Annotated in this window: 22 protein-coding genes; 9 read left to right on the top strand and 13 right to left on the bottom strand. The window is 70.7% G+C overall.

What is annotated here, in order from left to right:
* Nucleotides 1-21: 21 nt before the first annotated feature.
* Nucleotides 22-1584: an AbgT family transporter gene (locus KRH_RS00245; RefSeq protein ID WP_012397122.1), complete on the bottom strand. Its 1563-nt coding sequence runs from the start codon at nucleotides 1582-1584 to the stop codon at nucleotides 22-24.
* Between the two features lie 231 nt (nucleotides 1585-1815).
* Here KRH_RS00245 and KRH_RS00240 point away from each other — a divergent pair, with 231 nt between their 5' ends.
* Genes KRH_RS00240 through nadC form a run of 4 tightly spaced genes read left to right on the top strand, consistent with a single transcriptional unit; the run spans nucleotide 1816 to nucleotide 6613 of the window.
* Nucleotides 1816-2604 (top strand): NUDIX hydrolase, encoded by a 789-nt coding sequence (locus KRH_RS00240; RefSeq protein ID WP_050738082.1) that lies wholly within the window; start codon nucleotides 1816-1818, stop codon nucleotides 2602-2604.
* Nucleotides 2601-3941 (top strand): quinolinate synthase NadA, encoded by a 1341-nt coding sequence (nadA, locus tag KRH_RS00235; RefSeq protein ID WP_012397120.1) that lies wholly within the window; start codon nucleotides 2601-2603, stop codon nucleotides 3939-3941. The genes KRH_RS00240 and nadA overlap by 4 nt, the downstream gene beginning before the upstream one ends.
* Nucleotides 3934-5736 carry an L-aspartate oxidase gene (gene nadB / locus KRH_RS00230; RefSeq protein WP_012397119.1) on the top strand — a complete coding sequence of 601 codons (1803 nt, stop codon included), beginning with the start codon at nucleotides 3934-3936 and terminating at the stop codon, nucleotides 5734-5736. Before nadA ends, nadB begins: the two co-directional genes overlap by 8 nt.
* Complete coding sequence (gene nadC, locus KRH_RS00225) at nucleotides 5714-6613, top strand: carboxylating nicotinate-nucleotide diphosphorylase (RefSeq protein WP_012397118.1); 900 nt, start codon at nucleotides 5714-5716, stop codon at nucleotides 6611-6613. Before nadB ends, nadC begins: the two co-directional genes overlap by 23 nt.
* Here nadC and KRH_RS00220 read toward each other — a convergent pair.
* Nucleotides 6610-6942 carry a cupin domain-containing protein gene (locus tag KRH_RS00220; protein WP_012397117.1) on the bottom strand — a complete coding sequence of 111 codons (333 nt, stop codon included), beginning with the start codon at nucleotides 6940-6942 and terminating at the stop codon, nucleotides 6610-6612. The two genes, nadC and KRH_RS00220, sit on opposite strands and share 4 nt — an antisense overlap.
* Before the next feature lie 59 nt (nucleotides 6943-7001).
* Between KRH_RS00220 and KRH_RS00215 the strand changes: the two genes are divergently transcribed.
* The gene (locus KRH_RS00215; RefSeq protein WP_012397116.1) at nucleotides 7002-8180 is read left to right on the top strand and encodes a cysteine desulfurase family protein; all 1179 of its coding nucleotides are present in this window, start codon (nucleotides 7002-7004) and stop codon (nucleotides 8178-8180) included.
* A gap of 154 nt (nucleotides 8181-8334) precedes the next feature.
* On the opposite strand, the gene KRH_RS00210 is transcribed toward KRH_RS00215, so the two are convergent.
* Together KRH_RS00210 and KRH_RS00205 are read right to left on the bottom strand one after the other, a co-directional pair.
* Nucleotides 8335-9312, bottom strand: coding sequence for a 2-hydroxyacid dehydrogenase (locus tag KRH_RS00210; protein WP_012397115.1), 978 nt, complete (start codon nucleotides 9310-9312; stop codon nucleotides 8335-8337).
* 109 nt (nucleotides 9313-9421) lie between these two features.
* Entirely contained in the window at nucleotides 9422-10042 is a 621-nt protein-coding gene (locus KRH_RS00205) for a superoxide dismutase (RefSeq protein WP_012397114.1), read from the bottom strand.
* A 159-nt stretch (nucleotides 10043-10201) separates the two neighbouring features.
* On the opposite strand from KRH_RS00205, the gene KRH_RS00200 reads away from it, so the two are divergent.
* Nucleotides 10202-10810, top strand: coding sequence for a GNAT family N-acetyltransferase (locus KRH_RS00200; RefSeq protein WP_012397113.1), 609 nt, complete (start codon nucleotides 10202-10204; stop codon nucleotides 10808-10810).
* An 87-nt stretch (nucleotides 10811-10897) separates the two neighbouring features.
* Here the strand turns inward: KRH_RS00200 and KRH_RS00195 are convergent, their stop codons facing one another.
* From KRH_RS00195 to KRH_RS00160, 8 genes are all read right to left on the bottom strand, one after another.
* A complete protein-coding gene (locus KRH_RS00195) occupies nucleotides 10898-11503 on the bottom strand; it encodes a hypothetical protein (RefSeq protein ID WP_012397112.1) in 606 nt (201 codons plus the stop codon).
* Nucleotides 11504-12949: 1446 nt separating this feature from the next.
* The gene (locus tag KRH_RS00190; protein WP_012397110.1) at nucleotides 12950-13918 is read right to left on the bottom strand and encodes an ABC transporter substrate-binding protein; all 969 of its coding nucleotides are present in this window, start codon (nucleotides 13916-13918) and stop codon (nucleotides 12950-12952) included.
* Nucleotides 13915-14592, bottom strand: coding sequence for an ABC transporter permease (locus tag KRH_RS00185; RefSeq protein ID WP_012397109.1), 678 nt, complete (start codon nucleotides 14590-14592; stop codon nucleotides 13915-13917). Before KRH_RS00185 ends, KRH_RS00190 begins: the two co-directional genes overlap by 4 nt.
* A complete protein-coding gene (locus KRH_RS00180) occupies nucleotides 14589-15341 on the bottom strand; it encodes an ABC transporter permease (RefSeq protein WP_012397108.1) in 753 nt (250 codons plus the stop codon). The genes KRH_RS00185 and KRH_RS00180 overlap by 4 nt, the downstream gene beginning before the upstream one ends.
* Nucleotides 15338-16501 carry an ABC transporter ATP-binding protein gene (locus KRH_RS00175; protein ID WP_012397107.1) on the bottom strand — a complete coding sequence of 388 codons (1164 nt, stop codon included), beginning with the start codon at nucleotides 16499-16501 and terminating at the stop codon, nucleotides 15338-15340. Before KRH_RS00175 ends, KRH_RS00180 begins: the two co-directional genes overlap by 4 nt.
* Before the next feature lie 52 nt (nucleotides 16502-16553).
* Nucleotides 16554-17141: a DUF421 domain-containing protein gene (locus KRH_RS00170; RefSeq protein WP_012397106.1), complete on the bottom strand. Its 588-nt coding sequence runs from the start codon at nucleotides 17139-17141 to the stop codon at nucleotides 16554-16556.
* A 44-nt stretch (nucleotides 17142-17185) separates the two neighbouring features.
* Complete coding sequence (locus tag KRH_RS00165; protein ID WP_012397105.1) at nucleotides 17186-19072, bottom strand: ABC transporter ATP-binding protein; 1887 nt, start codon at nucleotides 19070-19072, stop codon at nucleotides 17186-17188.
* 69 nt (nucleotides 19073-19141) lie between these two features.
* The gene (locus tag KRH_RS00160; RefSeq protein WP_012397104.1) at nucleotides 19142-19627 is read right to left on the bottom strand and encodes a MarR family winged helix-turn-helix transcriptional regulator; all 486 of its coding nucleotides are present in this window, start codon (nucleotides 19625-19627) and stop codon (nucleotides 19142-19144) included.
* A 124-nt stretch (nucleotides 19628-19751) separates the two neighbouring features.
* On the opposite strand from KRH_RS00160, the gene KRH_RS00155 reads away from it, so the two are divergent.
* Complete coding sequence (locus KRH_RS00155) at nucleotides 19752-20015, top strand: hypothetical protein (protein WP_012397103.1); 264 nt, start codon at nucleotides 19752-19754, stop codon at nucleotides 20013-20015.
* 79 nt (nucleotides 20016-20094) lie between these two features.
* Entirely contained in the window at nucleotides 20095-20859 is a 765-nt protein-coding gene (locus tag KRH_RS00150) for a hypothetical protein (RefSeq protein WP_105590640.1), read from the top strand.
* A gap of 92 nt (nucleotides 20860-20951) precedes the next feature.
* Here the strand turns inward: KRH_RS00150 and KRH_RS00145 are convergent, their stop codons facing one another.
* Complete coding sequence (locus KRH_RS00145; RefSeq protein WP_012397101.1) at nucleotides 20952-21362, bottom strand: hypothetical protein; 411 nt, start codon at nucleotides 21360-21362, stop codon at nucleotides 20952-20954.
* 145 nt (nucleotides 21363-21507) lie between these two features.
* Between KRH_RS00145 and KRH_RS00140 the strand changes: the two genes are divergently transcribed.
* A complete protein-coding gene (locus KRH_RS00140; protein ID WP_012397100.1) occupies nucleotides 21508-22338 on the top strand; it encodes an aldo/keto reductase in 831 nt (276 codons plus the stop codon).
* The last annotated feature ends 51 nt before the right edge of the window (nucleotides 22339-22389 follow it).

Here is a 22389-nt window from a genome sequence, read left to right as displayed (position 1 = left end):
CTGCCGCCGCGCCGCCCGGGCTCAGAGGTCCTGCGGCCCCAGTGGCAGGCCCAGCAGGTACCAGACCACGAACAGCAGGAACCAGCCGATGAGCATGGCGATCGACACCGGCAGCACCAGGGAGATCAGCGTGCCCACACCGGCCTCCTTCTGGTAGCGGCGCAGGTAGCCGAGCACCAGGGCGAAGTACGGGCTCACGGGGCTGATCACGTTGGTGGGGGAGTCGCCGATGCGGAACAGCGCCTGGGTCATCTCCGGGGAGACGTTGAGCAGCATGAGCATGGGCACCATCACCGGGGCCAGCAGGGTCCACTGGGCGGAGCCGGAGGTGATGAGCAGATTCATCACGGCCACGATCACCACGATGCCCGCGAACGTGAGCACGGGGCTAAGGCCCAGGGAGCCGATGAAGTCCGCGCCGTACACGGCCAGCACGGGCCCGATCCCGGACCACTGGAAGTAGGCGGTGAACTGGGCGGCGGCGAAGAACAGCACGAGCACGGGGGTCACACCGGCCAGCCCCTTTGCCATGGCCTCGGGGACCTCGCGGGCCTGCGTCATGGTCCCGGCGGCCCGGCCGTAGACCCAGCCGACCACCGCGAAGATGATGGCGATGACGATCCCCACGTTGAGCAGCAACGGGGACATCAGGATGGAGCCGTCCTCCGCGCGCAGCGGGGAACCGGGGATCAGCAGCAGCGCCAGGTAGATGGCCAGCATCACCACGAACGCGATCCCGGAGTTGCGCAGTCCGCGCTTCTCGCGGGGCTTCAGGCGCATGTCGTTGAAGTCGCCCATGTCCTGCTGCTTGGTGTCCGTGTCCTCGGCGAGCGCCTCACCGCGCTTGGAGAGCACCGTCTCGGTGACCACGGTGATGATGGCCGCGAGCACCAGGGAGGAGACGAACGTGAAGAAGTAGTTGGACACCGGGGTGACCAGCACGCTCTTGTCGATCAGCCCGGCGGCCGCGGTGGTGATCCCGCCCAGCAGCGCGTCGGACGCCGTGGGCAGCAGGGACGCGTTGAAGCCGGCCGCCACCGAGCAGAACGCCACGATCAGCCCCACCACGGGCGAGCGCCCGGCGGCCTTGAACGCGAGCGCGCCCAGCGGGATGAGCACCACGTACATGGCGTCAGAGGCGATCGAGCCGGTGATGCCGGTCAGCGCCAGCACGAACGTCAGCCACTTGGGGCCCACGCGCGCCACGGATCCGCGCAGCGCGGCGGAGAGCATGCCGGACTGCTCGGCCACGGCCACACCCAGCAGCACCACGATCACCAGGCCCAGCGGCGGGAACTCCACGAAGTTGGTGACGGACTCGGACACCATCTTCCGCAGCCCGTCCGGGGCCAGCAGGTTGGTGACCGCCACGGTCTCGCCGGTGGCGGGGTTGAGCGCGCTGAGGCCCATCGCGGAGAGGATCCAGCTGAGCAGCAGCACGATGCCCGCGAGCAGCAGGAACAGCCAGAAGGGGTCGGGGAGCTTGTTGCCCACCCACTCGATCCAGTTCAGGATCCGGAGCAGGACCCCGGTCCCCCGGTTGCCCGATCCTTTCGGACGGGCGCTGGGCGCGGTTGACGACATGGCGGGTTCCGTTCTGACGGCCGACGTGTGATCTGCCTAACGTACGCAACCGTCGGCCCGGCTCGGGGCAGGACACGGGCGCGCGGACAATGTGGCACCGCGGCCCGGCCCCGCTGTTCGCCGTGGCCGCGTCACACGACCTCCCTTAGTGTCACAGTGACTTTTAGCGGTTAGAGTCTCCTCAACACCATCCGGGCACCGGCCCGGTCCAACGGGCGGAGGGCGGTGGCCATGGGCACCCCGTGCACGAGCATTGCCGTGTCCACCGTGATCTTCACGGTGCGCCCCACCGGACCGGACGGGCGACACGAACTGCGGCTGCCCCTGGTGCGCCGGATCCGGGATCCCCACCGCCACCGGTGGGCACTGCCGGGCGGCCCGCTGAGTGAGGACGAGGGCCTGGAGGACTCCGCCGCCGCGTACCTGCGCCTCACCACGGGCCTCGACGCCGCCCACCTGGAGCAGCTCGCCACGTTCGGCGGTCTCACCCGCTCCCAGGGCGCCGACGAGCGCGTGGTCACCGTGGTCTACTGGGCCGCCCTGTCCCCCCGGGAGGCCGCCGCGGGCGAGGACGACCTCAACGTCACGTGGCTGCAGGCCACCGACCTGCCACCCCTGGCCTTCGACCACTCGCTCGTGGTGGCCCACGCCCTGGACCGGTTGCGGGACCGGATCGCGGACCCCACCGTGGCCCGCTCCTTCCTGCCCGACTCCTTCACCATCGCCCAGCTGCGCGAGGTGCACGAGGCTATCCTGGGCCGCGCCGTGGACGCCCCCAATTTCCGCCGCCACGCGCTGCGCTCCGGCCGGCTGCAGGACACCGGTCAGCGCGTTTCCGGTACCCCGCACCGGCCCCCCGCGCTGTACCGCTTCACCGAGGACACCGCCCCGGACTTCACCCGCTCCGGCCCGCACGCCGCAGAGCGTCCCGGCCACGCGAGCAGTCCCAGCCCGCCGGGACCGTCGAGCCTGCCGAGTCCGCCATCACCCGAGAGCCCTACGAGCCAGGAGACACCATGACCTCCGTCGCCACCCGCCTCACCCTGCTGTCCTCCCGCCCCGGGGACCGCGCAGCCGCGCAGCCCGGCACATCCGGCGGCTCGTGCAGCGCCGCCCTCGCGGAGCAGCCGTGGGACTTCCCGGCCCCGCTCACCGAGGGCTACGGCCCCGGGGCGTCCCAGCACGACGTCGTTCCCCCGGGCTCCCCCGCGCAGCCCGCCATCCCGCAGCGCTACCGGGACGCGAGCCCCGGGGAGCTGGATGCCATGATCAGCACGGCCAAGCAGACTCTGGGGAACCGCGTGGTGGTGATGGGCCACTTCTACCAGCGGGACGAGATCGTGGCGCACGCGGACTTCATCGGGGACTCGTTCCAGCTCGCGCAGCAGGCGAAGGCGCACCCGGAGGCCGAGGCCATCGTGTTCTGCGGCGTGCACTTCATGGCCGAGACCGCGGACATCCTCTCCACGGAGCAGCAGGCCGTGATCCTGCCCAACCCGGCCGCGGGCTGCTCCATGGCGGACATGGCGGACGAGGACTCCGTGGAGGAGTGCTGGGCGGAGCTCGTGGACGTCCTGGGCCCCCATGCCACGGACGAGCACGGCACCGTGCTCACGGATGAGCGCGGCGAACCGCTGGCCTCGGTGGTCCCCGTGACCTACATGAACTCCTCCGCGGCGCTCAAGGCGTTCTGCGGGCGCCACGGGGGCATCGTGTGCACGTCCTCCAACGCCGCCACCGTGCTGGAGTGGGCCTTCGCCCGCGGGCAGCGGGTGCTGTTCTTCCCGGACCAGCACCTGGGCCGCAACACCGCCAAGGCCATGGGCGTGCCGCTGGAGCAGATGCCGCTGTGGAACCCGAACAGGCCGCTGGGCGGCAACTCTCCCGCGGCACTGGATGATGCGCGGGTGATCCTGTGGCACGGCTTCTGCTCCGTGCACCGCCGCTTCACCGTCGCCCAGATCGAGCAGGCCCGCGCCGAGCACCCCGGGTGCACCGTGGTGGTCCACCCCGAGTGCCCCATGGAGGTGGTGGACGCCGCGGACTCCGCCGGCTCCACGGACCACATCCGCAAGGCTGTGGCCGCGGCGGAACCGGGACAGACCTTCGCCATCGGCACCGAGATCAACATGGTCAACCGCCTGGCCGCGGAGCACCCGGAGCACACCATCTTCTGCCTGGACCCCGTGATCTGCCCGTGCTCCACGATGTACCGCATCCACCCCGGCTACCTCGCGTGGGTCCTGGAGGAGCTCGTGGCCGGGCGCGTGGTCAACCGGGTGAGCGTGGCCCCGGAAGTCGCCGCCGAGGCGTCGGTGGCGTTGGAGCGCATGCTCGCCGCGGTGCCGCGTGCGTGAGGCACGGGATCGCCCGGAGGACGACGCCGCTCCGCGCGTTCTCGTCGTGGGCTCCGGTGCCGCCGGACTCACCGCCGCGCTGGGTGCCGCCGCCCGCGGCGCCCGGGTCACCGTGCTGAGCAAGTCCACCCTCGGGAACACCGCCACGGACCGCGCGCAGGGCGGAATCGCCGCCATGACCCGCGGCCTCCCCGGGGGGCAGCCCCTGGACACCCCGCAGCTGCATGCCCGGGACACCCAGGCCGCGGGGGTCGGGCTGTGCGACTCGGAGGTGGTGCGCGGCGTCGTCGCCGACTCCCCGGACGCGATCACGCTCCTTACCCGGCACGGCGTGTCTTTCGACCGCGTGGCCGGGGCAGACTCCCCGTGGGTCCAGGGGCTCGAGGGTGCGCACAGCGTGCCGCGGATCCTGCACGCCGGGGGTGATGCCACCGGACGGATGATCCAGGAGGCCCTCGCGGCACGGGTGCGGGAGACCTGCGATTTGGCAGATATGAGTGTCCAGGAATACACACTGGTCACCGGCATCCTGCAACGGGGCGGAACCGTGTCCGGCGTGACCGCGCGCTCCGTGGATCCGGCGGGTTGCCTGGGCCCCGAGCACGTCCTGGCCGCCGACCACGTGGTGCTCGCCACCGGCGGCGCCGGACACCTGTACCCGTTCACCACCAATCCCGAGGTGGCCACGGGGGACGGCATCGCCCTGGCCCTTCGTGCGGGGGCCGCGGTGCACGACCTGGAGTTCCTGCAGTTCCACCCCACCGCGCTGGCAGCCCCGGGCTCGTTCCTGATCTCGGAGGCCCTGCGCGGTGAGGGGGCCGTGCTGCGCAACCACCGCGGAGAACGATTCATGCTGGCGGTGGATCCCCGCGCGGAACTCGCGCCGCGGGACGTCGTGGCCCGGGCCATTGCCGCCGAACGGGTCTCCGCCCCCGGAGCGCACGTGGTGCTGGACTGCGCTACGGTGCCCGTGCCGGACGGCTTGACCCGGGCCGAGCACCTGGCCCGTCGCTTCCCCACGATCGACCGAGCACTGCGGGACCGCGGGATCGACTGGTCCCGCGAACCGGTTCCGGTGAGCCCCGCCGCGCACTACCTCATGGGTGGGATCACCACCGACGACGCCGGACGCACCACCGTCCCCGGGCTGTGGGCCGCGGGCGAGTGCGCCGCCACGGGACTGCACGGCGCCAACCGGCTCGCGTCCAACTCGCTGCTGGAGGCCGTGGTCTTCGGCAATCGCATCGGGCGGCTCGTGACCGACGCACCGGCCGATCCCACGTCCTGGCCGGCGTCCGATCGACATGACGCGCCTCCCACCTCACCGGACCGGCACACCACCCCTGGCAGCACGGCACCGTTCACCCGTGCGGCCCTGCAGGCCGTGATGTGGCGGAGTGCCGGAGTGATCCGCACCGAGGAAGGCCTCGCGGAGACGCAACGGGCGCTGGACGGGTGGCTCGCGGCGTCGTCGTCGGAGGGGCCCCGAACGGACGCGGACACCCTCGCGGAGCACGAGGACCGGAACCTGCTGACCGTGGCGAGCGGACTCGTGCGAGCGGCGCGGCGGCGGACCGAGTCCCGCGGGGCCCACCACCGCGCCGACGATCCGGCATCCACCGGTTCCCAGCACCCAAACCCGTCAACCGCACGTCATGCCGCCCGGGGCATTGACGGGGCCGCACACCCCGGCATCCCCAGCAGCGCGAACACGGCCCTCCCCGGAGGACACCACGACGTCAGCGCACCCACCAGCACCGAAAGGACAGCACATGCTGCACCGCTCAGCCGTTGAGACCGTGATCCGGGCAGGACTCGCGGAGGACGCCCCGTGGGGTGACCTCACCTCCGAGCTCGCGCTCCCCGAGGACGCAAACGCCACCGCCGCGGTGGTGTCCCGGGAGAACGGAGTGTTCGCGGGCGCGGAGGTGATCCGGGTGGGCTTCACCGTGCTGGACTCGGCCGCGGAGGTGGAACTGCACGTCGCGGACGGGGATCAGCTCGACCCCGGCACCGCCGTGGCCACGGTGCGCGGGCCGGCGCGGGCCGTCCTCACTGCCGAGCGCACGGTGCTGAACCTCGTGCAGCGGATGTCCGGGATCGCCACGACCACCGCGCGCTACGTCTCCGCCGTGGAGGAGACCGTGGCGGAGGTGGAGCGCTCGAACAAGCTTCCCGCCGGAACCATCACCCGCACCCGCGTGTGCGACACCCGCAAGACCACTCCGGGGCTGAGAGCGCTGGAGAAGCACGCCGTGACGTGCGGCGGCGGTCACAACCACCGCTTCGGGCTCTCGGACGCCGTGATGCTCAAGGACAACCACCTGGCCGTGCTCACCGCCGGGGGCGCACCCCTGTCCCGTGCCCTGCGCGACCTTCGCCGGAAGATGCCTCACACGACTTGCATGGTGGTGGAGGTGGACCGGCTGGACCAGATCGAGGACGTCCTGGCCGGTGGCGCGGACGTGGTGCTGCTGGACAACTTCGCGCCCGCGGACCTGGTCAGCGGGGTGGCCATGATCGACGGTCGCGCCGCCGTGGAGGCCTCCGGCGGGATCACCCTGGAGACCATCGGCCGGGTGGCCGCCACGGGCGTGGACGTGATCTCCGTGGGAGCCCTGACCCATTCCGCGCACGCACTCGACCTGGGCCTGGACATCGTCGTGGGCTAGTGGTTGTTCACCAGGCTCAGTAGGACCACGGAGTCCTCCTGGGCATGGAGGGAGTGTCGCTGCTGCGGGATCACGGCGTGCTCCCCCGCGGACAGCGTCACGAAGTCCTCGCCCGCGGCGAGCTCCACGCGTCCCTCGATCACCTGCAGGGTGGCCTCACCGGGGTTCTCGTGCTCCTTGAGCTTCTCGCCCCGTACGAGCGCTATCACCGTCTGCTGCAGGCGGCGGCCACGGCCCCCGTGGAGGTTGTGCGCGGCGCGTCCGCTGGAGACCTCGTGGGCCTGCTCCAGCAGTGTGCGGGCCAGTGTGGTGAGTGAGTTCGCATCCATGTTCCCTGTCTACCGCAGCTTCCGCCGCCCGTCATCCTTCCGCTCGTGAGAGGACACCCATGATCTACCTGGACCACGCCGCGACCGCCGCTCCCCGCAGGGACGTGCTTGAGGCCATGTGGCCGTGGCTCACCACGGAGTACGGCAACGCGTCCAGCCACCACGAGCGCGGGCGTCGTGCGGCCCACGCCCTGGAGGACGCCCGCGAGCGCGTGGCCGCTGTGCTCAATGCCCGTCCGGGTGAGGTCGTATTCACCTCCGGTGGCACGGAGGCGGACAACCTCGCGGTCAAGGGCATTGCGCTGGCCCGCCGCGAACGCGGGCCCGGCCGCGCCCGCGTCGTCACGAGCGCGATCGAGCACCACGCCGTCCTGGACTCGGCGGCGGACCTCGCCCGGTACGACGACTTCGAGGCGCGGACCGCACCCGTGGACACGAGCGGTGTCGTGCTTCCGAACGCCTTCCGCGCGCTGCTCCGGGGCGACGACGACGCGGCCGAGGTCGCTGTGGCCTCCGTGATGCTCGCGAACAACGAGGTGGGCACCGTGCAGGACATCGCCGCGCTGGCGGAGATCGCCACCGAGCACGGCGTGCCCCTGCACACGGACGCCGTGCAGGCCGCGGGCGTGCTCCCACTGGACGTGAGGACCCTCGGGGTGAGCGCACTGAGCCTTGCGGGTCACAAGATCGGCACGCCCCCGGGCATCGGGCTGCTCTGGATCAAGCGGGGCACACCCTTGCGGCCGCTGCTCAGCGGCGGTGGTCACGAGCGGGGACGCAGGTCCGGAACCTCCACCGTCGCGGGGGCGGTGGGGCTCGCCGTCGCCCTGGAACGCGCCGAGGCGGAGCGCGAGGAGCATGTTCGGCGCACGGTGGCGCTGCGGGGCCAGCTCATCGAGGGCATCCTCGGCCGCGTGCCCGGTGCCCTGCTCACGGGCCCGGACTCGAGCGCCGGTGGGAACAGGTTGGCCACGAACGCAAGCTTCTGCTTCCCGGGCGTCAACGGGGAAACTGTGCTGGTGGACCTGGAGAACCGAGGGGTGTTGGTGTCCTCGGGGTCGGCGTGCTCGGCGGGTTCCACGGAACCGTCCCACGTGCTCACCGCACTGGGCCTCTCACCGGAGGTGGCGAGCACCGCGGTGCGCTTCAGCCTGGGCAGGGACACCACCGCGCAGGACGTCGACACCGCGATCGCCGCCACGGCGGACGTGGTCGCGGCACTGCAGGGCCGCGGCTGATCCCGCCGTCGCCGCTTCGACGTCCGACGCCGCACACCGGGCCCGGTGAGCGCGGCATCCCGGTCCCTGCCCCGGGCGCCGGGCTCCCGGGAGTTCCCGGCGCCCACGACCCGACCCGGAGCGAGGAGTCGGCGCCGCGATCCACCTGCGCGGGCTACACCTCCACCGGGTACGGCGGCTTCTCCCCGCGGGCCATGGCCACGGCGTTCTCTGCGGCCATCCGCGCCATGCCGGCCCGGGTACCCGCCTCCGCAGAGCCGATGTGCGGGAGCAGGAACGCGTTGGGCAGCTCCAGCAGGCCGGGCTCCACGGCGGGTTCGTTCTCGAACACGTCCAGCCCGGCGGCGAAGATCTGACCCTCGCGCAGGGCGTGCACCAGGGCCTTCTCGTCCACCACCGGCCCGCGCGCCGTGTTGACCAGCACCGCCGTGGACTTCATGCGGCGCAGCACGTCCGCGTCCACCAGGTGCGTGGTCTGCTCCGTGAGCGGGACGTGCAGCGAGAGGTAGTCGCTCGTGGCCACGAGCTCGTCCCACGGCACCTGGGTGACGTGCCCCGCCAGCTCGCCCAGTTCCTCGTCGGACACCACGCGGTCGTGCGGCGGTCGCTGCGTGAACTGGACGGTCATGCCAAACCCGAGCGCGCGCCGGGCCACGGCCTTGCCGATCCGGCCCATGCCCGCGATCCCCAGGGTGGCGCCGGTGACGTCCTGGCCCACCAGCAGACCGGGGCGCAGTCCCTCGAACCTGGCCGCGCGCAGGAACTCGGAGGCCTCGTGCGCGCGGCGGGCGGCACCCAGCAGGAGCAGCACGGCCAGGTTCGCGGTGGCGTCGTCGAGCACGTCCGGGGTGTTGCCCACCGCGATCCCGTGCTGCGCGGCCGCCGCCACGTCGATGTTGTTGTACCCCACGCCGTAGTTCGCGATGCCCCTGATCCTCGCCTCACCCAGAAGCTCGGCGGAGAAGGCGTCCGAGGTCTGGGACAGCGCCACGTCGTACTCGCCGCCCGTCACCGCCTCCCGCAGCTCCTCGGCGCTCATGCCGCTTCGGATCTCCACGTCTCCCGCGTCGCGCAGGATGCTCGGGCCGGGCTCGGGAATCTGCTGGGTCACCAGGAAACGGAGCGTGCTCATGGGCGGGACTCCTCGGGAGGGGTGGCTGGTAGCGCGAAACCCCGCACGGCGAGCGCCGCGCGGGGTTTCGTGAGGTCATGGCATCGCGGGGCGACGCACCACGACGGGATCAGATGAGGGACTTGGCCCCGGCGCGCGCCTTCTCGAAACGCTCGGAGACATCCGCCCAGTTCACGATGTTCCAGAAAGCCTTGACGTAGTCCGCCTTGACGTTCTGGTAGTCGAGGTAGAAGGCGTGCTCCCACATGTCCAGCTGCAGCAGCGGGATGGTGGCCACGGGGACACCGTTCTGCTGGTCGTACATCTGCTCGATCACCAGGTTCCCGGCAACGGGCTCGTACGCGAGAATGGCCCAGCCGGAGCCCTGGATGCTCGTGGCGGCAGCGGTGAAGTGGTCCCGGAAGCCGTCGAAGGAGCCGAAGAAGTTGTCGATCGCCGCGGCGAGCTCGCCGGTGGGCTTGTCGCCACCCTCGGGGGACAGGTTCTTCCAGAAAATGGAGTGGTTGATGTGACCACCCAGGTTGAACTGCAGGTCCTTGGAGAGCTTGGCGGCGCCGGCGGCGTCACCGTTGGCACGGGCCTCCTCCATCTTCTCCAGCGCGGTGTTAGCACCGGTCACGTACGTGTTGTGGTGCTTGTCGTGGTGCAGCTGCATGATCTGGGCCGAGATGTGCGGCTCCAGCGCGGCGTAGTCGTACGGGAGGTCGGGGAGAGTGAACTTTTCAGCCATGGTGAAACATCCTTTCGTTTGCGGGCGTGATGGTTCAACTGTCCATCGCCGCCGTTCCGCAGGTCAAGGATGTTCAGCCACTGGCGTACGACTCCCGGGCCCCGGTCACGTTCCGTCACACCACGTTCCCCGCGCCCACTCCCGCCCTACCCTCGGGGCATGCCAGTCTCCGACGCCGCCCGCACCAGTTCCCGTCCCGCCCCGAGCACGGCGGGTCTCGACGTCCCGGACGTGACGCCTGCCCAGCACCGTCATGCCGCAGGCATCGTCGAGCTCCGGGACACATTGGCCCGCTGGATGCAGGCGCGCGGCATCGACCAGTGGCGCGAGGGCGAGTTCACCGCCGCCCAGGTGGAGCAGGAGATCGAACGCGGTGAGTGGTGGGTCATGGATTCCCCGGGCCACCCCGAGCGGGTTCTCGCGAGCGTCCGGGTGATCTGGGAGGACCCCATGATCTGGGGGCAGCAGTCCGAACCCGCCGGATACATCCACGGGGTGGCCGTGGACCGCCGCCTGCGCGGCACGAAAACGGGCCCGCGGCTCGTCCGCGCGGCCGAAGATGTCATCGCCGCGTCCGGTCGGTCGGTGTCCCGCCTGGACTGCGACAAGTCCAGCCCCGTTCTGGAACCGTTCTACGCAGGGCTGGGCTACACGCCCCGCGGCGAGGTGGATTTCGACGTGCCCGGCATGGACTACCGGGTGAGGTTGATCCGCATGGAGCGCACCCTGCCCCCGCGGGACGACACCGGGAGCACGGCAAACGGCTGAGGCCGCACACCGCCACCTCTGCCACCCGCGCAGAACAGGCCCCGCAACGCCGGCCAGGTGGCGGTCGGCGCACAGGTCCGCCGCGCTCTACGCCTGGTGCGCGCAGCGCCGCCTCAAAGCCTTGCGGTGCGCCGCCGACCGCGAACGCGCGGCCACGGCGGGTTCAGGCGCACGCGTCCCCTTCGGATACCGGGCCGGTGAAACGGCGACTCCGCTCGACGCCCGGGCCGTGACATCCTGCCGCATCCGCTCCAGTCCGCGGACGATCTTGTGACGGGAAACCCTGCGGGTCCAGGGCATCTTCCACCACAGCGCACCGCGCACGCGGAAGTCCGCACACATGTGCACATCGACCCCGGTGTCCGTGGGCGCCCACGTGTATTCGAGGGTCATGTCCACGGCCCCCCGCGTGGTGCGCAGGAGAAGTGACTTACCGGGCACCCGATCCGCGACGATCAGGATGAAATCCACGCTGAATGGGCCCAGCGGGACTTCGAACTCCAGCGCCGACCCCACATCCAGCTGTTGTTCCGGGGACGTGGGCCAGGTGAACTCCACCCCGAACCACTCCCCCATCTCCTTGGGCCGGCCGATCAGGCGGTCGAACTCCTCGACGGACACGGGTACCTCCTGCTCGGCGAGCAGGGTGAAACTGCGGTCGGCGTTCTCGACCTGGGTGATGCGAACGGACATGATTCCCCCTTGAGCGTGCCTCCCCGTGCCGCCCGTCCCACCGGGTAGCAACTGCACGCAAATAGTCGGTCGAATCAGTGTGATGCAGAAATGATGACGCGTCATCTCAGTCGAGGGGATGCACCGTGCACAGGCGGTGGAAAAGGGTTACCCACAGGGGTGGAGAAGCCAGTGAACAACCTGAACGCATGTTCGAGCCACATTCTCGGATGGCGGCACGAGCTGCCAGTGACATGCTTTTGACCTGGGGAAACGATCCGCGATCGGCTCCGGTCGCAACCGGGGCGCCCGTGGTATCAGTTATCCACCCCTGTGGAGAAGATGTGTGGATAACACGTTTTGTCCACACTTTTGGGTGGACCTGTCCACTTATGAGGGGACACTTGTGTGACAGTGTTATGTCAGGGGCGTCAGGGACGGCGCTCACGGGCAGTCAGCGGAATCGGTGGGCCTCCATGAGGATGCCCCCGAGAGGGTCCACCGACGCGTTCGCGTGGAGGGCGCGGCTGCGGGGAGGAACCCACTGAGGGTCTCTCCCGTGACGAACTGGGACCAGTCGCTGAAGTTGGCCAGGCACAGCACCACGCTGCGCCTGGCGGGCCGCTGATATCCGAGGACGTGGGGATTGTGGGTGCTGAACGGGATCAAGGTGGCGCCCTCGAACTCCGCTGCTCCACCCCGTTCCCCAGGTAGCTCAGGGGACGCCCCCGGTGCCCATGGCCAGCAAGTACGCCAGCAGGATGCGGTCGACGGCCGGGCCGGGCTCGGTCTCGAGCCCCGGGAGGGGAGCCAGAACGCGCGCAGCAGGTCGTGGACCCGGGGCTGGGACTCGCACGTGCTCCCCGGCTGCTTCCAGATGAGCGCCACCGCATCCAGGCGCAGAACCTGTGCGCCCTGGTTGGCCAGGAACAGCGGTTCCACGGCCATGGGGTAGAGACCTGCGGACTGGAGTAGTGGAGGTCCCACTGGAAGCCGTGGAACGTGGACCAGACCCAGCGCGGATCGGGATCACAGGGGCTCGCACGGGTGTCCCGGCGCATGTGTTCCTGCGGCACCTCCAGCAGCTGGCCCTGGCCGGTGACGTCCGCGCTGATGCGGCCCCGTCCAGCACAGGCACGCAGCACATCGCGGCTCGAAGGTGGCGGGCGCATGACCACCTGCTCATCCTCCGTTCACTGCACAGCTTGTGCACAGCGTTGTCCACAGGTGTGGAAACCTCGGGACCACGCCTCGGGCCCACGTGGGAGAACACTGGCATCGCCGCAGGTCAGCGTGGGCTGTGCACATCCCTGCCGTGTGTGGACAACCCTGTGTGGAAGAGTGCGCCCCCCCCGTCACGACGATCTGACGACCATGCACCTGAATGGGACATGACGAACGCCCGGGGTCCCGTCCGATGAACGGGACGCCCGGGCGCTGCGCGCTGCCCCCGGAGGACGACGGGTGTCAGGAGGCCTTGTCGTACCCGTGATCGGCCAACCACTGCTTGGCGGCATCCCCAGGGTTCTGCTGCTCGCCCCCACTGACCTCGCGGTTCAGGTCGATCAGGTCCTGGGTGGTGAGCTTGGTGGAGAACTGGTTGAGCGCGTCCACCGCCTTCTGGGGCAGCCGGTCCGGCGCGGTGAGCGGGAGCACCTGCTGCGCGATGAAGTTGTTCTTCGGGTCGTCCAGCACCACCAGGTTCTCGTCCTGGATGGCCGGGGTGGTGGTGAAGATGTCCGCCACCTGCGCGTCCCCCTTGGTGAGGGCCTGCACGGTGAGGGGCCCGCCGCCGTCGTTGATGGGCTGGAAGGACTTGAAGGAGCAGTCGTACTTCTCCTTCAGTCCCTTGGTGCCGTAGGCGCGCTCCTGGAACTCGGGGGGACCGGCCATCACCAGGTCTTTGCACACGGAGGAGAGGTCTGTGGCGGACTTGAGCCCGTACTTCTCCGCGGTGGCCTGCGTGACCACCAGTGCGTCCTTGTCCTCCGCCTTGGAGGCGTCCAGCACCGAGAGGTCCTGGTTCTTGAGGCTGTCCGGCAGCGCCTTCACGATGTCCTCGGCGGAGGCCGCCGTGGCGTTCTTGTCCGCGAACAGCAGCAGGTTGCCGGAGTAGTCCGGGACCACGTCCACGGAGCCGTCCTTGACCGCCCCCACGTACGCCTCGCGGGCGCCGATCCCTGGTTTCGTCTCCACCTTCACCCCGGCGTCACGCAGCACGCCGGCGTAGAGCTCCGCCACGATCTGCGACTCCGGGAAGTCCGCCGAGCCCACGGTGACGGAGTCCGAGGAGCCGCCCGAGGCGTCGTCGTTCTTGTCCGCGAGGGGGTCCGAACCGCCACTGCACGCGGTGAGCGCGAGCACGGCGGAGGCGGCCACCCCGGCGAATGCCGCGGGGCGCCACCGGGCGCGGGAGGACGGGTGCTGCGAGGTCATGGGCGATCTCCTGTCAGTCTGAGACCCGGTGACGTCACCAGGCGTTGGGTGAGAGCAAGAACTGCGTCGGCGGCCAGCGCGAGCACCGCCACGAGCACCACGGACGCGAGCATGCGCGAGTAGTCACGCACCGCGAGCCCGTCGATCAGGTAGCGGCCCAGCCCGCCCAGGTTGATGTAGGCCACGATGGTCACGGTGGCGAGCACCTGCAGGGCCGCGTTGCGGATCCCGCCGAGGATCACGGGCAGCGCCACCGGGACCTCCACCCTGAACAGGGTCTGCGACTCGGTCATGCCCATGGCCCGCGCGGCGTCCACGAGCGAGGGGGACACCGCGGCGATCCCCGAGTAGGTGCCGGAGAGGATGGGCGGCACGGCCAGCAGCACGAGCGCGAGGATGGGCGGCATCAGCCCCAGGCCCATGAGCAGGGTGAACAGCGTGAGCAGACCCAGGGTGGGCAGCGAGCGCAGCGCCCCCGCCAGGCCCACGACCGCTCCCCCGCCGCGGCCGGTGTGACCGACCCACAGGCCCAGGGGAACCGCGATCACCAGCGCGATGGCCATGGTCAGGGCGCTGTAGCCCGCGTGCTCGAGCAGGCGCTGGGGGATGCCCGTGGCGCCGGTCCAGTTGGCGGGGTCGGTGAGGAACTGCGCGGCTTCGGTGAACAGGCTCATGCGGGGGCACCTCCGGACTCCACGGCGGCCAGGGAGCCCGCAGCGTCCCGGGAGCCTCCGGCGGCCTCGGAGCGCACCGCACCACGACGCCGCCCGCCCGGCTTCCCGGGGCCCGTGCCCGTGCGCTGCCAGCGGGTCAGCACGTGGCCAAGCAGCCGCAGCAGCTGGTCCAGGACCACGGCGATCACCACGGTGGCCACGATGCCCACCACGATCTCGGCGATGATCGAGCGGCGCAGCCCGTCCGTGAACAGGGTGCCCAGCGACTGGATGCCGATCACGGCACCCACCGAGACCATGGAGATGTTCGAGACGGTGGCCACGCGCAGCCCCGCGATCATCACGGGAACGGCCAGCGGCAGCTCCACCCCGAAGAACCGGCGGGCGGGCTTGTACCCCATGGCCGTGGCCGCCTGCAGGACGTCCCGGTCCAGGGACTCGAACGCGTCCACGCACGAGCGCACCAGGATGGCGATCACGTACAGGGTCAGCGCCACGACCACGTTGACCACGGACGTGATGCGCGTGCCGAGCACCAGGGGCAGCACCACGAACAGGGTGAGGGAGGGAATGGTGTAGAGCAGCGAGGACCCGGTGACGAACACGGGACGCAGCCAGCGGTTGCCGGCTGCCAGCCGCGCGAGGGGGACGCTCATGAGCAGGCCCACCACCACGGGGATCACGGACTGCACCAGGTGCGCACCCGCGAGCTCCAGCACCGCGGGCCAGTTGTTGGTCAGCCAGTTCACGGGCGCCGCACCCGCTCGGTGCGGGTGGCGCGCTGGGCCTCGATGGCCCGCATCACCACATCGCCCGGGACCACGCCTGCCACCGAACCGTCGTCGTGGACCGCCACGGCCTGCCCGGACGGCGAGGACAGGGCGGCGTCGAGCGCGGTGCGCAGGGAGCCGCCGTCGTGCCACAGGGTCCCGCCCACGCGCAGCTCCTCGCGCCCGGCGGCCCGGCCGCCATCGTGCACGGGGAGCCAGCCCAGGGGGTGGCGACGCTCGTCCACCACGAGCACCCAGTCCGACGACGCCGCGCCGCCGCCCTGCCACGGCGCCGGGTTCTCGACTCCCGGGCCCAGCACGGTGCGCTCACCCGTGGTGGAGCTGAGCACCGTGACGGGCTGCAGCTCCACGGTGGCGTTGTCGAAGCTCAGGGAGCGGAAGCCGCGGTCCCGGCCGATGAAGTCCGCCACGAAGTCGTCCGCGGGTGCGCGCAGCAGCTCCTCGGGGCTGGCGTACTGGGCCAGGCGGCCGCCGCGGGCGAAGACCGCCACACGGTTGCCCAGCAGGATGGCCTCGTCGATGTCGTGGGTCACGAACACGATGGTGCGGTGCAGCCGTTTCTGCAGGTCCAGCAGCTCGTGCTGCAGGTCCTGGCGCACCACCGGGTCCACCGCGGAGAACGGCTCGTCCATGAGCAGGATGGGAGGATCCGCCGCGAGCGCCCGGGCCACCCCCACGCGCTGCTGTTGCCCGCCGGAGAGCTGGGCGGGGTAGCGCCCGGCCAGGGACTCGTCCAGGCCCACCGAGCTCAGCAGCTCGCGGGCACCTGCGCGGGCCTCACGCTTGGAGACCCCATTGAGGCGGGGGACCGTGGCGATGTTGTCCTCCACGGTCCGGTGCGGGAGCAGCCCGGACTGCTGCATCACGTACCCCATGGAGCGGCGCAGCTGCGCGGCGGGAATGCTGGAGACGTCCTGCCCGTCCACCTCCACCACGCCCTCGGTGGGATCGACCATGCGGTTGAGCATGCGCAGCGAGGTGGTCTTGCCGCAGCCGGACGGGCCCACGAACACCGTGAGGGATCCCGCCGGGACGTCCAGGTTGAGATTGTCGACCGCTGTGGTCCCATCCGGATAGACCTTGCTCACACCGCGATAGCGGATGGCCATGTCGGTCATGGGGTCCGTGTCCCTTCGTAGGCGTGGCCCTCATCATAGTCACCTGCAACAATCAGCGGACGAACTCATCGCTGTTTTCCGGGGCCAGGAACTCCTCCGGGATCCGCTCCGCGCCCGCGACGTCCGAAACCAGGTGACGGTCGATGGGCACCCCCCGGCGCAGCACGCTGATGCCACCCCCGGGCTCGTGCAGCACGCACGCGATCTCCGTGTAGGAGCGCACCCCGGACCTGCGCAGCGCGCCGTGGAGCTCGGAGCGCGTGATGTGGGCCCGCCGCAGGGCCGCCTCGTCCACCGCGTCGCCGACCATCAGCAGCCGGGCGGGGGCGTTGAACAGCCGGTGCCACCGCGGCCGGGCCCCGAGCTGGCCGAACACGACCTCCAGCAGGAACAGGGTGGCCAGGCCCAGCACGCCGCTCGCGAGCGTGGGCGGGTGCCCCAGGATCACGCGCCCCGCGACCGCTCCGAGCATCACGGTGACCACCACGTCGAATGTGGACATCCCCGAGAGCACCCGCTGGCCCAGGACCCGCACGAACACCAGGAACACCACGTAGATCCCCGCGGCGGAGAGCACCACACCCACCGCGTGCGGCACGGTGATGCCCAGCTCCGCCCACAGTGCGTCCCACCCGGTCACGCGCGCCTCCTGAGCTCGTGGGGAACCTCCGTCCGCCGGGAACGCTACCCGGCGGCGTCGTGGTCCGTGTGTGCGGCGGCGAACTGCGTGTCGTGCAGCTCCGCGTAGCGACCGCCGTGCGCCAGCAGCTCCTCGTGGGAGCCCCGCTCGACGATCCGGCCGGCCTCGACCACCAGGATCTGGTCCGCCCGGCGGATGGTGGAGAGCCGGTGGGCGATCACCACGGCGGTGCGCCCGGACATGGCCTCGTCCAGGGCGGCCTGCACGTGGGCCTCGTTGGTGGAGTCCAGCGCGGAGGTGGCCTCGTCCAGGATCACCACGCGCGGGCGCGCCAGCAGCAGCCGGGCAATGGTCAGCCGCTGGCGCTCACCGCCCGAGAGGCGGTAGCCGCGCTCGCCCACCACGGTGTCCAGCCCGTCCGGCAGGGACTCGATCACGTGGCGCAGCCGGGAGCGTTCCAGCGCGTCCCAGAGCTCAGCGTCCGTGACGCCCTCGCGGGCCACGGAGAGGTTCGCACGGATGGTGTCGTGGAACAGGTGGCCGTCCTGCATGACCATGCCCACCGCGTGGCGCAGGGACTCGAAGGTGGTCTCCCGCACGTCCTGGCCGCCGATGCTCACCTCGCCCGAGTCCACGTCGTACAGCCGCGCGACCAGCTGCGCAATGGTGGACTTGCCCGCTCCCGAGGAGCCCACGAGCGCCACGGTGTGCCCGGGGGCGGCGCGGAAGCTGACGTCGTGCAGCACCTCCTCCCCGCCGCGGGAGTCCAGCACCGCGACGTCCTCGAGGGACGCCAGCGAGACCTTGTCCGCGGAGGGGTAGGAGAAGTTCACGTGGTCGAACTCCACGGCCACGGGGCCCTCGGGCAGCGCACGGGCCGTGGGGCTCTCCACGATCAGGGGCTTGATGTCCAGCACCTCGAACACGCGCTCGAAGCTCACCACGGCGCTCATGATGTCCATGTGGGCGTTCGCGAGCATGGTCAGGGGCGTGTACAGCCTGGTCAGGAGCATGCCGAGGGCCACCACGGACCCGGCGTCCAGGTGGCCCATGAGCGCCTGGGTGCCGCCCACGCCGTACACCAGGGCCAGGGCGAGCGCGGAGACCAGGGTCAGCGCGGTCACGAAGGTGGTCTGCAGCATGGTGGAGCGGATGCCGATGCCGCGCACGTCCGCCGCGCGGGCCGCGAACTCGCGGGACTCCTGGGCGGGATCGCTGTAGAGCTTGACCAGGGTGGCGCCGCCCGCGGAGAACCGCTCGGTCATGCGGGTGGACATCTGCGCGTTGTACTGCGCGGACTGGCGCTGCAGCGCGGCGAGCTTGCCGCCCATGGCGCGGGCCGGGACCAGGAAGATGGGCAGCAGCAGCAGGGACAGCAGCGTCACCTGCCACGAGATGGTGACCATGACCCCCACGGTGAGCAGCAGGGACACCACGTTGGACACCACGCCGGACAGCGTGCCGGCGAAGGCGCGCTGCGCGCCGATCACGTCCGTGTTCAGCCGGGACACCAGCGCACCGGTGCGGGTGCGGGTGAAGAACGCCAGGGGCATGGTCTGCACGTGGTCGTAGACGGCGGTGCGCAGGTCGTAGATGAGCCCCTCGCCGATCCGCGCGGACTGCAGCCGGCTCAGCAGGGAGAGCCCGGCGTCCGCCACGGCCACCACGGCGATCGCGGTGGCCAGCCATATGACCGCGGAGACGTCGTGGCCGCCGGTGATGGCGTTGACCACGTCCCCGGCGAGCACGGGGGTCACGACCCCCAGTACGGCCAGCACCACGGACACCAGCACGAACGCCAGGATAGCCCCGCGGTGGGGGCGGGCGAAGGTGGCGATCCGCCTGATCGTGTCCCAGCTGATCCGGCGACCCTTGTTGTCCTGCCCGCTCATGGTCCGCCACAAGGCCGTGTGGGCGCTCTGCATACTCACGCGGCCACTGTAGACCCGCGCTCAGACGCGTCGAACGGCTCCCGCGCGGCCCGCTGAGGGGCCACGGACTCAGGCGGGGCAGTCCAGCCCGAGCACGCTGCGGGCGTTGGCCCCGGAGTTGAGGGCGCGGCCGATCTCGCGCAGCTGCACCACCTGCTCGGGGCTGAGCCGGTCGAAGACGATCTCCCGCACGTGGCGCACGTGCGCCGGCGCGGCCTCCTTGACCCGCTCCAGGCCGGCGGAGGTGATCTCAGCGATCACCACGCGGCGGTCGTCCTGGCGGCCCTCCCGGGTGACCAGACCGTCCCGCTCCATGCGGGCGACGATGCGGGACAGCCGCGACTGGGACGTGTTCGTGGCGGTGGCCAGCGCCGACATCTTGTGCCGGTGGTTCGGAGCCTCGGACAGCATGGCCAGCACCAGGTACTCGGCCAGGGACATGTCCTCCTCGCTGCGCAGCTGACCCTCCACGGATCCCGGCAGACGGAACATGATCGACACGAGCGCGAGCCACGCCTCCCGCTCGTCCTCGGACAGCCACTTCGTCTCAGTCATGCGCCCAATTGTAGTGTGCATATATTGCCGCTGCAAATGTTTCTCCCCCGTTCGTCCCCGCTCCGACGAATCCCACGGGCCACCGCGAACAGGCAGGGTCAGCGAAACCTATCCGGACGGGTCGGTGGTCAAGTCTTTCGACATCAATCTGACCTGGTCAGCGGCCCGGGACTCGGTGGCGGTGTACACCACCGACGCCACCGGTTGCCAGATGTTCAACAGCGGGTCGTCGTCACGCTTTCCCGTCTACTACACGGGTGTGGTTGCAATGACGGATTCCGACGTGGCCAGAGGCAGCAAGAGAATTCGCACATTCGCCGACATCGCGGTCACCCTCAGCAATGGCCAGACATTGAACAAGACCCCTCCAGTCGATTACTTCGGGTAGCGCACCACCTCGCCCACACGATTCTGGCCGAACCCGGATGACCAGTCCGACGTCGAGCGGTGCCTTCATAATGGACCCCATGGATTCCCTCGCCACCTGGCCCACTCCCCGCACCGTCAACGACCGCGGCTTCGACGCCGCAGCCATGCGCCAGCTGGGGCGGGCGCCGTCGGGGGCGGGGACAGCGGCGTCGTCAGCGGGGGCCGCTGAACCGGGGCCTGCGGACGGGACGGGCGACACCGCGGAGGGCATCAGCCCGCAGGGCGACACCCCTCAGGAGCGTGGGGCGCAGGGCGCTCCCGGAGCCGGGGCGGCCCGGAAGCCCTCGGTCGGCGAGCGCCTCGTGGCCTCCCTGCTGCTCGTGATCCCGCTGGTGTGCGCCGCGGTGGTGGTGCTCGCCGCGCTGCGCTTCGCGGACACCCGCAACGGGCTGTGGCTCGGACTCGTCGCCGTGGTGCTGGTGGTCTCCGCGCTGGGGTGGGTCGCGGCGCTGCGGAGGTCCTTCGCCAGGGCGCAGGGACACCTGGCCTCGCGGCTGCCCGGCGTGATCGGCCACGGCGTGGGGATCATCCGCGAGCTGGACGTGGAGTCCCCGTTCGACGAGAACGGCGTCTCGGACACCGTGACCGCCCACCTGACCGTGCGCGTGAACCCCACGCAGGGCCCGGCGTTCACGGGGACCGTCGACGCCGTCTACGCGGTCGCAGACGCCGAGAAGCTCGAGGTGGGCGCCCACGGCCCGGTGCGCTACCTGCGCTCGGACCCCGAGGGCACGGTGGGCATTGAGACCCGCCTGGACGAGGAGAAGGTGCAGCAGATCTACCGCGCAGCCGCCATGAACTGACGCCCAGGAACCCGGGACGTCCGCACGCGGACGCGCGCTGCCGTGGCCCGCACGCCGGAGAGCGCACGAGGGCGCACGGGGCACACGGTGGATCAGGACGCGGAGCGCTCCGGGGACACGGAGCGCTCCGGGGACACGGGCGCCGTCGCACGGACCGCCGAGGAGCCGGACGCGGCAGATCCACCGCGAGCGGCATCGTGCTCGGGTCGGGCGGCGCCGGACCGTCCGGAGACCTCACGCTGGGCACGCGCGGGAACCACGACGTCGTGCTGCTCGGTGTCCGCCTCGGGCTCCTCGACCACGCGGGTGCCCGTGCGGCGGGCGCGCCCGGGGCCGTCGAGCGAGGTGATGCTCACGGCCACGACGTTGAGGGCCAGGCCCAGGAGCGTGAGGATCCAGCCGAGCACCGCCACCGAACCCGAGGCGCACAGCAACCCGATCACCACCAGGGCCAGGGAGGTGATGTAGGCGGGGGTCTTCGCGCGCTGGAAATCGAACGTCATGTTCCCATTTCATCATGCTTCCCTGGCAGCCCCTTGCGTGCCGGGGCGGTGCGGGGAGGGCTTCACCCTCGACTTAACCGCTTGTCAGGCCCACCCCCGCGGCAGTTCACTGAGAGGTAGTTGTCAACGAAAGGATTGGAACGACATGCCCAGGAACCAGACCCTCCAGCTCAACGACGGGAACACTATCCCCCAGCTCGGCTTCGGCGTGTGGAAGGTGGATGCGGACGTGGCCGAGGACGTGGTGAGCCAGGCCCTGGAGATCGGCTACCGCCACATCGACACCGCCAAGATCTACGGCAACGAGGAGGGCGTGGGCCGCGCGATCGCCGCCAGCGGCATCCCGCGCGAGGAGCTGTTCGTCACCACCAAGCTGTGGAACGACGACCAGGGCTACGAGTCCACCCTCGAGGCCTTCGACGCATCCCTCGAGCGCCTCGGCCTGGACTACGTGGACCTCTACCTCATCCACTGGTCCCAGCCGGAGAAGGGCATGTACCTGGAGACCTGGAAGGCCTTCCAGGAGATCAAGGCGTCCGGCAGGGCCCGCTCCATCGGCGTCTCCAACTTCACGCCCCAGGCCCTGCAGGACGTGGTGGACACCGGCGTGGTCCCGGCGGCCCACCAGATCGAGCTGCACCCGTACTTCAACCAGCAGGCCATGCGGGACATGGACGCCCAGCACGGCATCGTGACCGAGGCGTGGTCCCCGCTGGGCCAGGGCAAGGAGGACCTGCAGGACGAGACCGTCAAGAGCATCGCTCAGGCCCACGGCGCCACCCCTGCGCAGGTGGTCATTGCGTGGCACCTGGCCATCGGCAACGTGGTGTTCCCCAAGTCCGTGACCCCCGAGCGCATCCAGGAGAACTGGGACGCCCAGGACGTCACCCTCTCCCAGGACGAGGTGGACCAGATCAGCGCCCTGACCAGGGACGACGGCCGCATCGGCTCGGACCCCGCGGACTTCAACGACTGATCCCCCGCGGGGCCGTTCCACGGCCCCGCGGCGCACCCCCCGGCCCCCTGC

It is taken from the genome of Kocuria rhizophila DC2201 (genome assembly GCF_000010285.1).
In the GTDB taxonomy this organism is placed as follows: Bacteria; Actinomycetota; Actinomycetes; order Actinomycetales; family Micrococcaceae; genus Kocuria; species Kocuria rhizophila_A.
The sequence above is the reverse complement of the archived record's forward strand: the minus strand, read 5'-3'. Positions and strand labels throughout refer to the sequence as shown.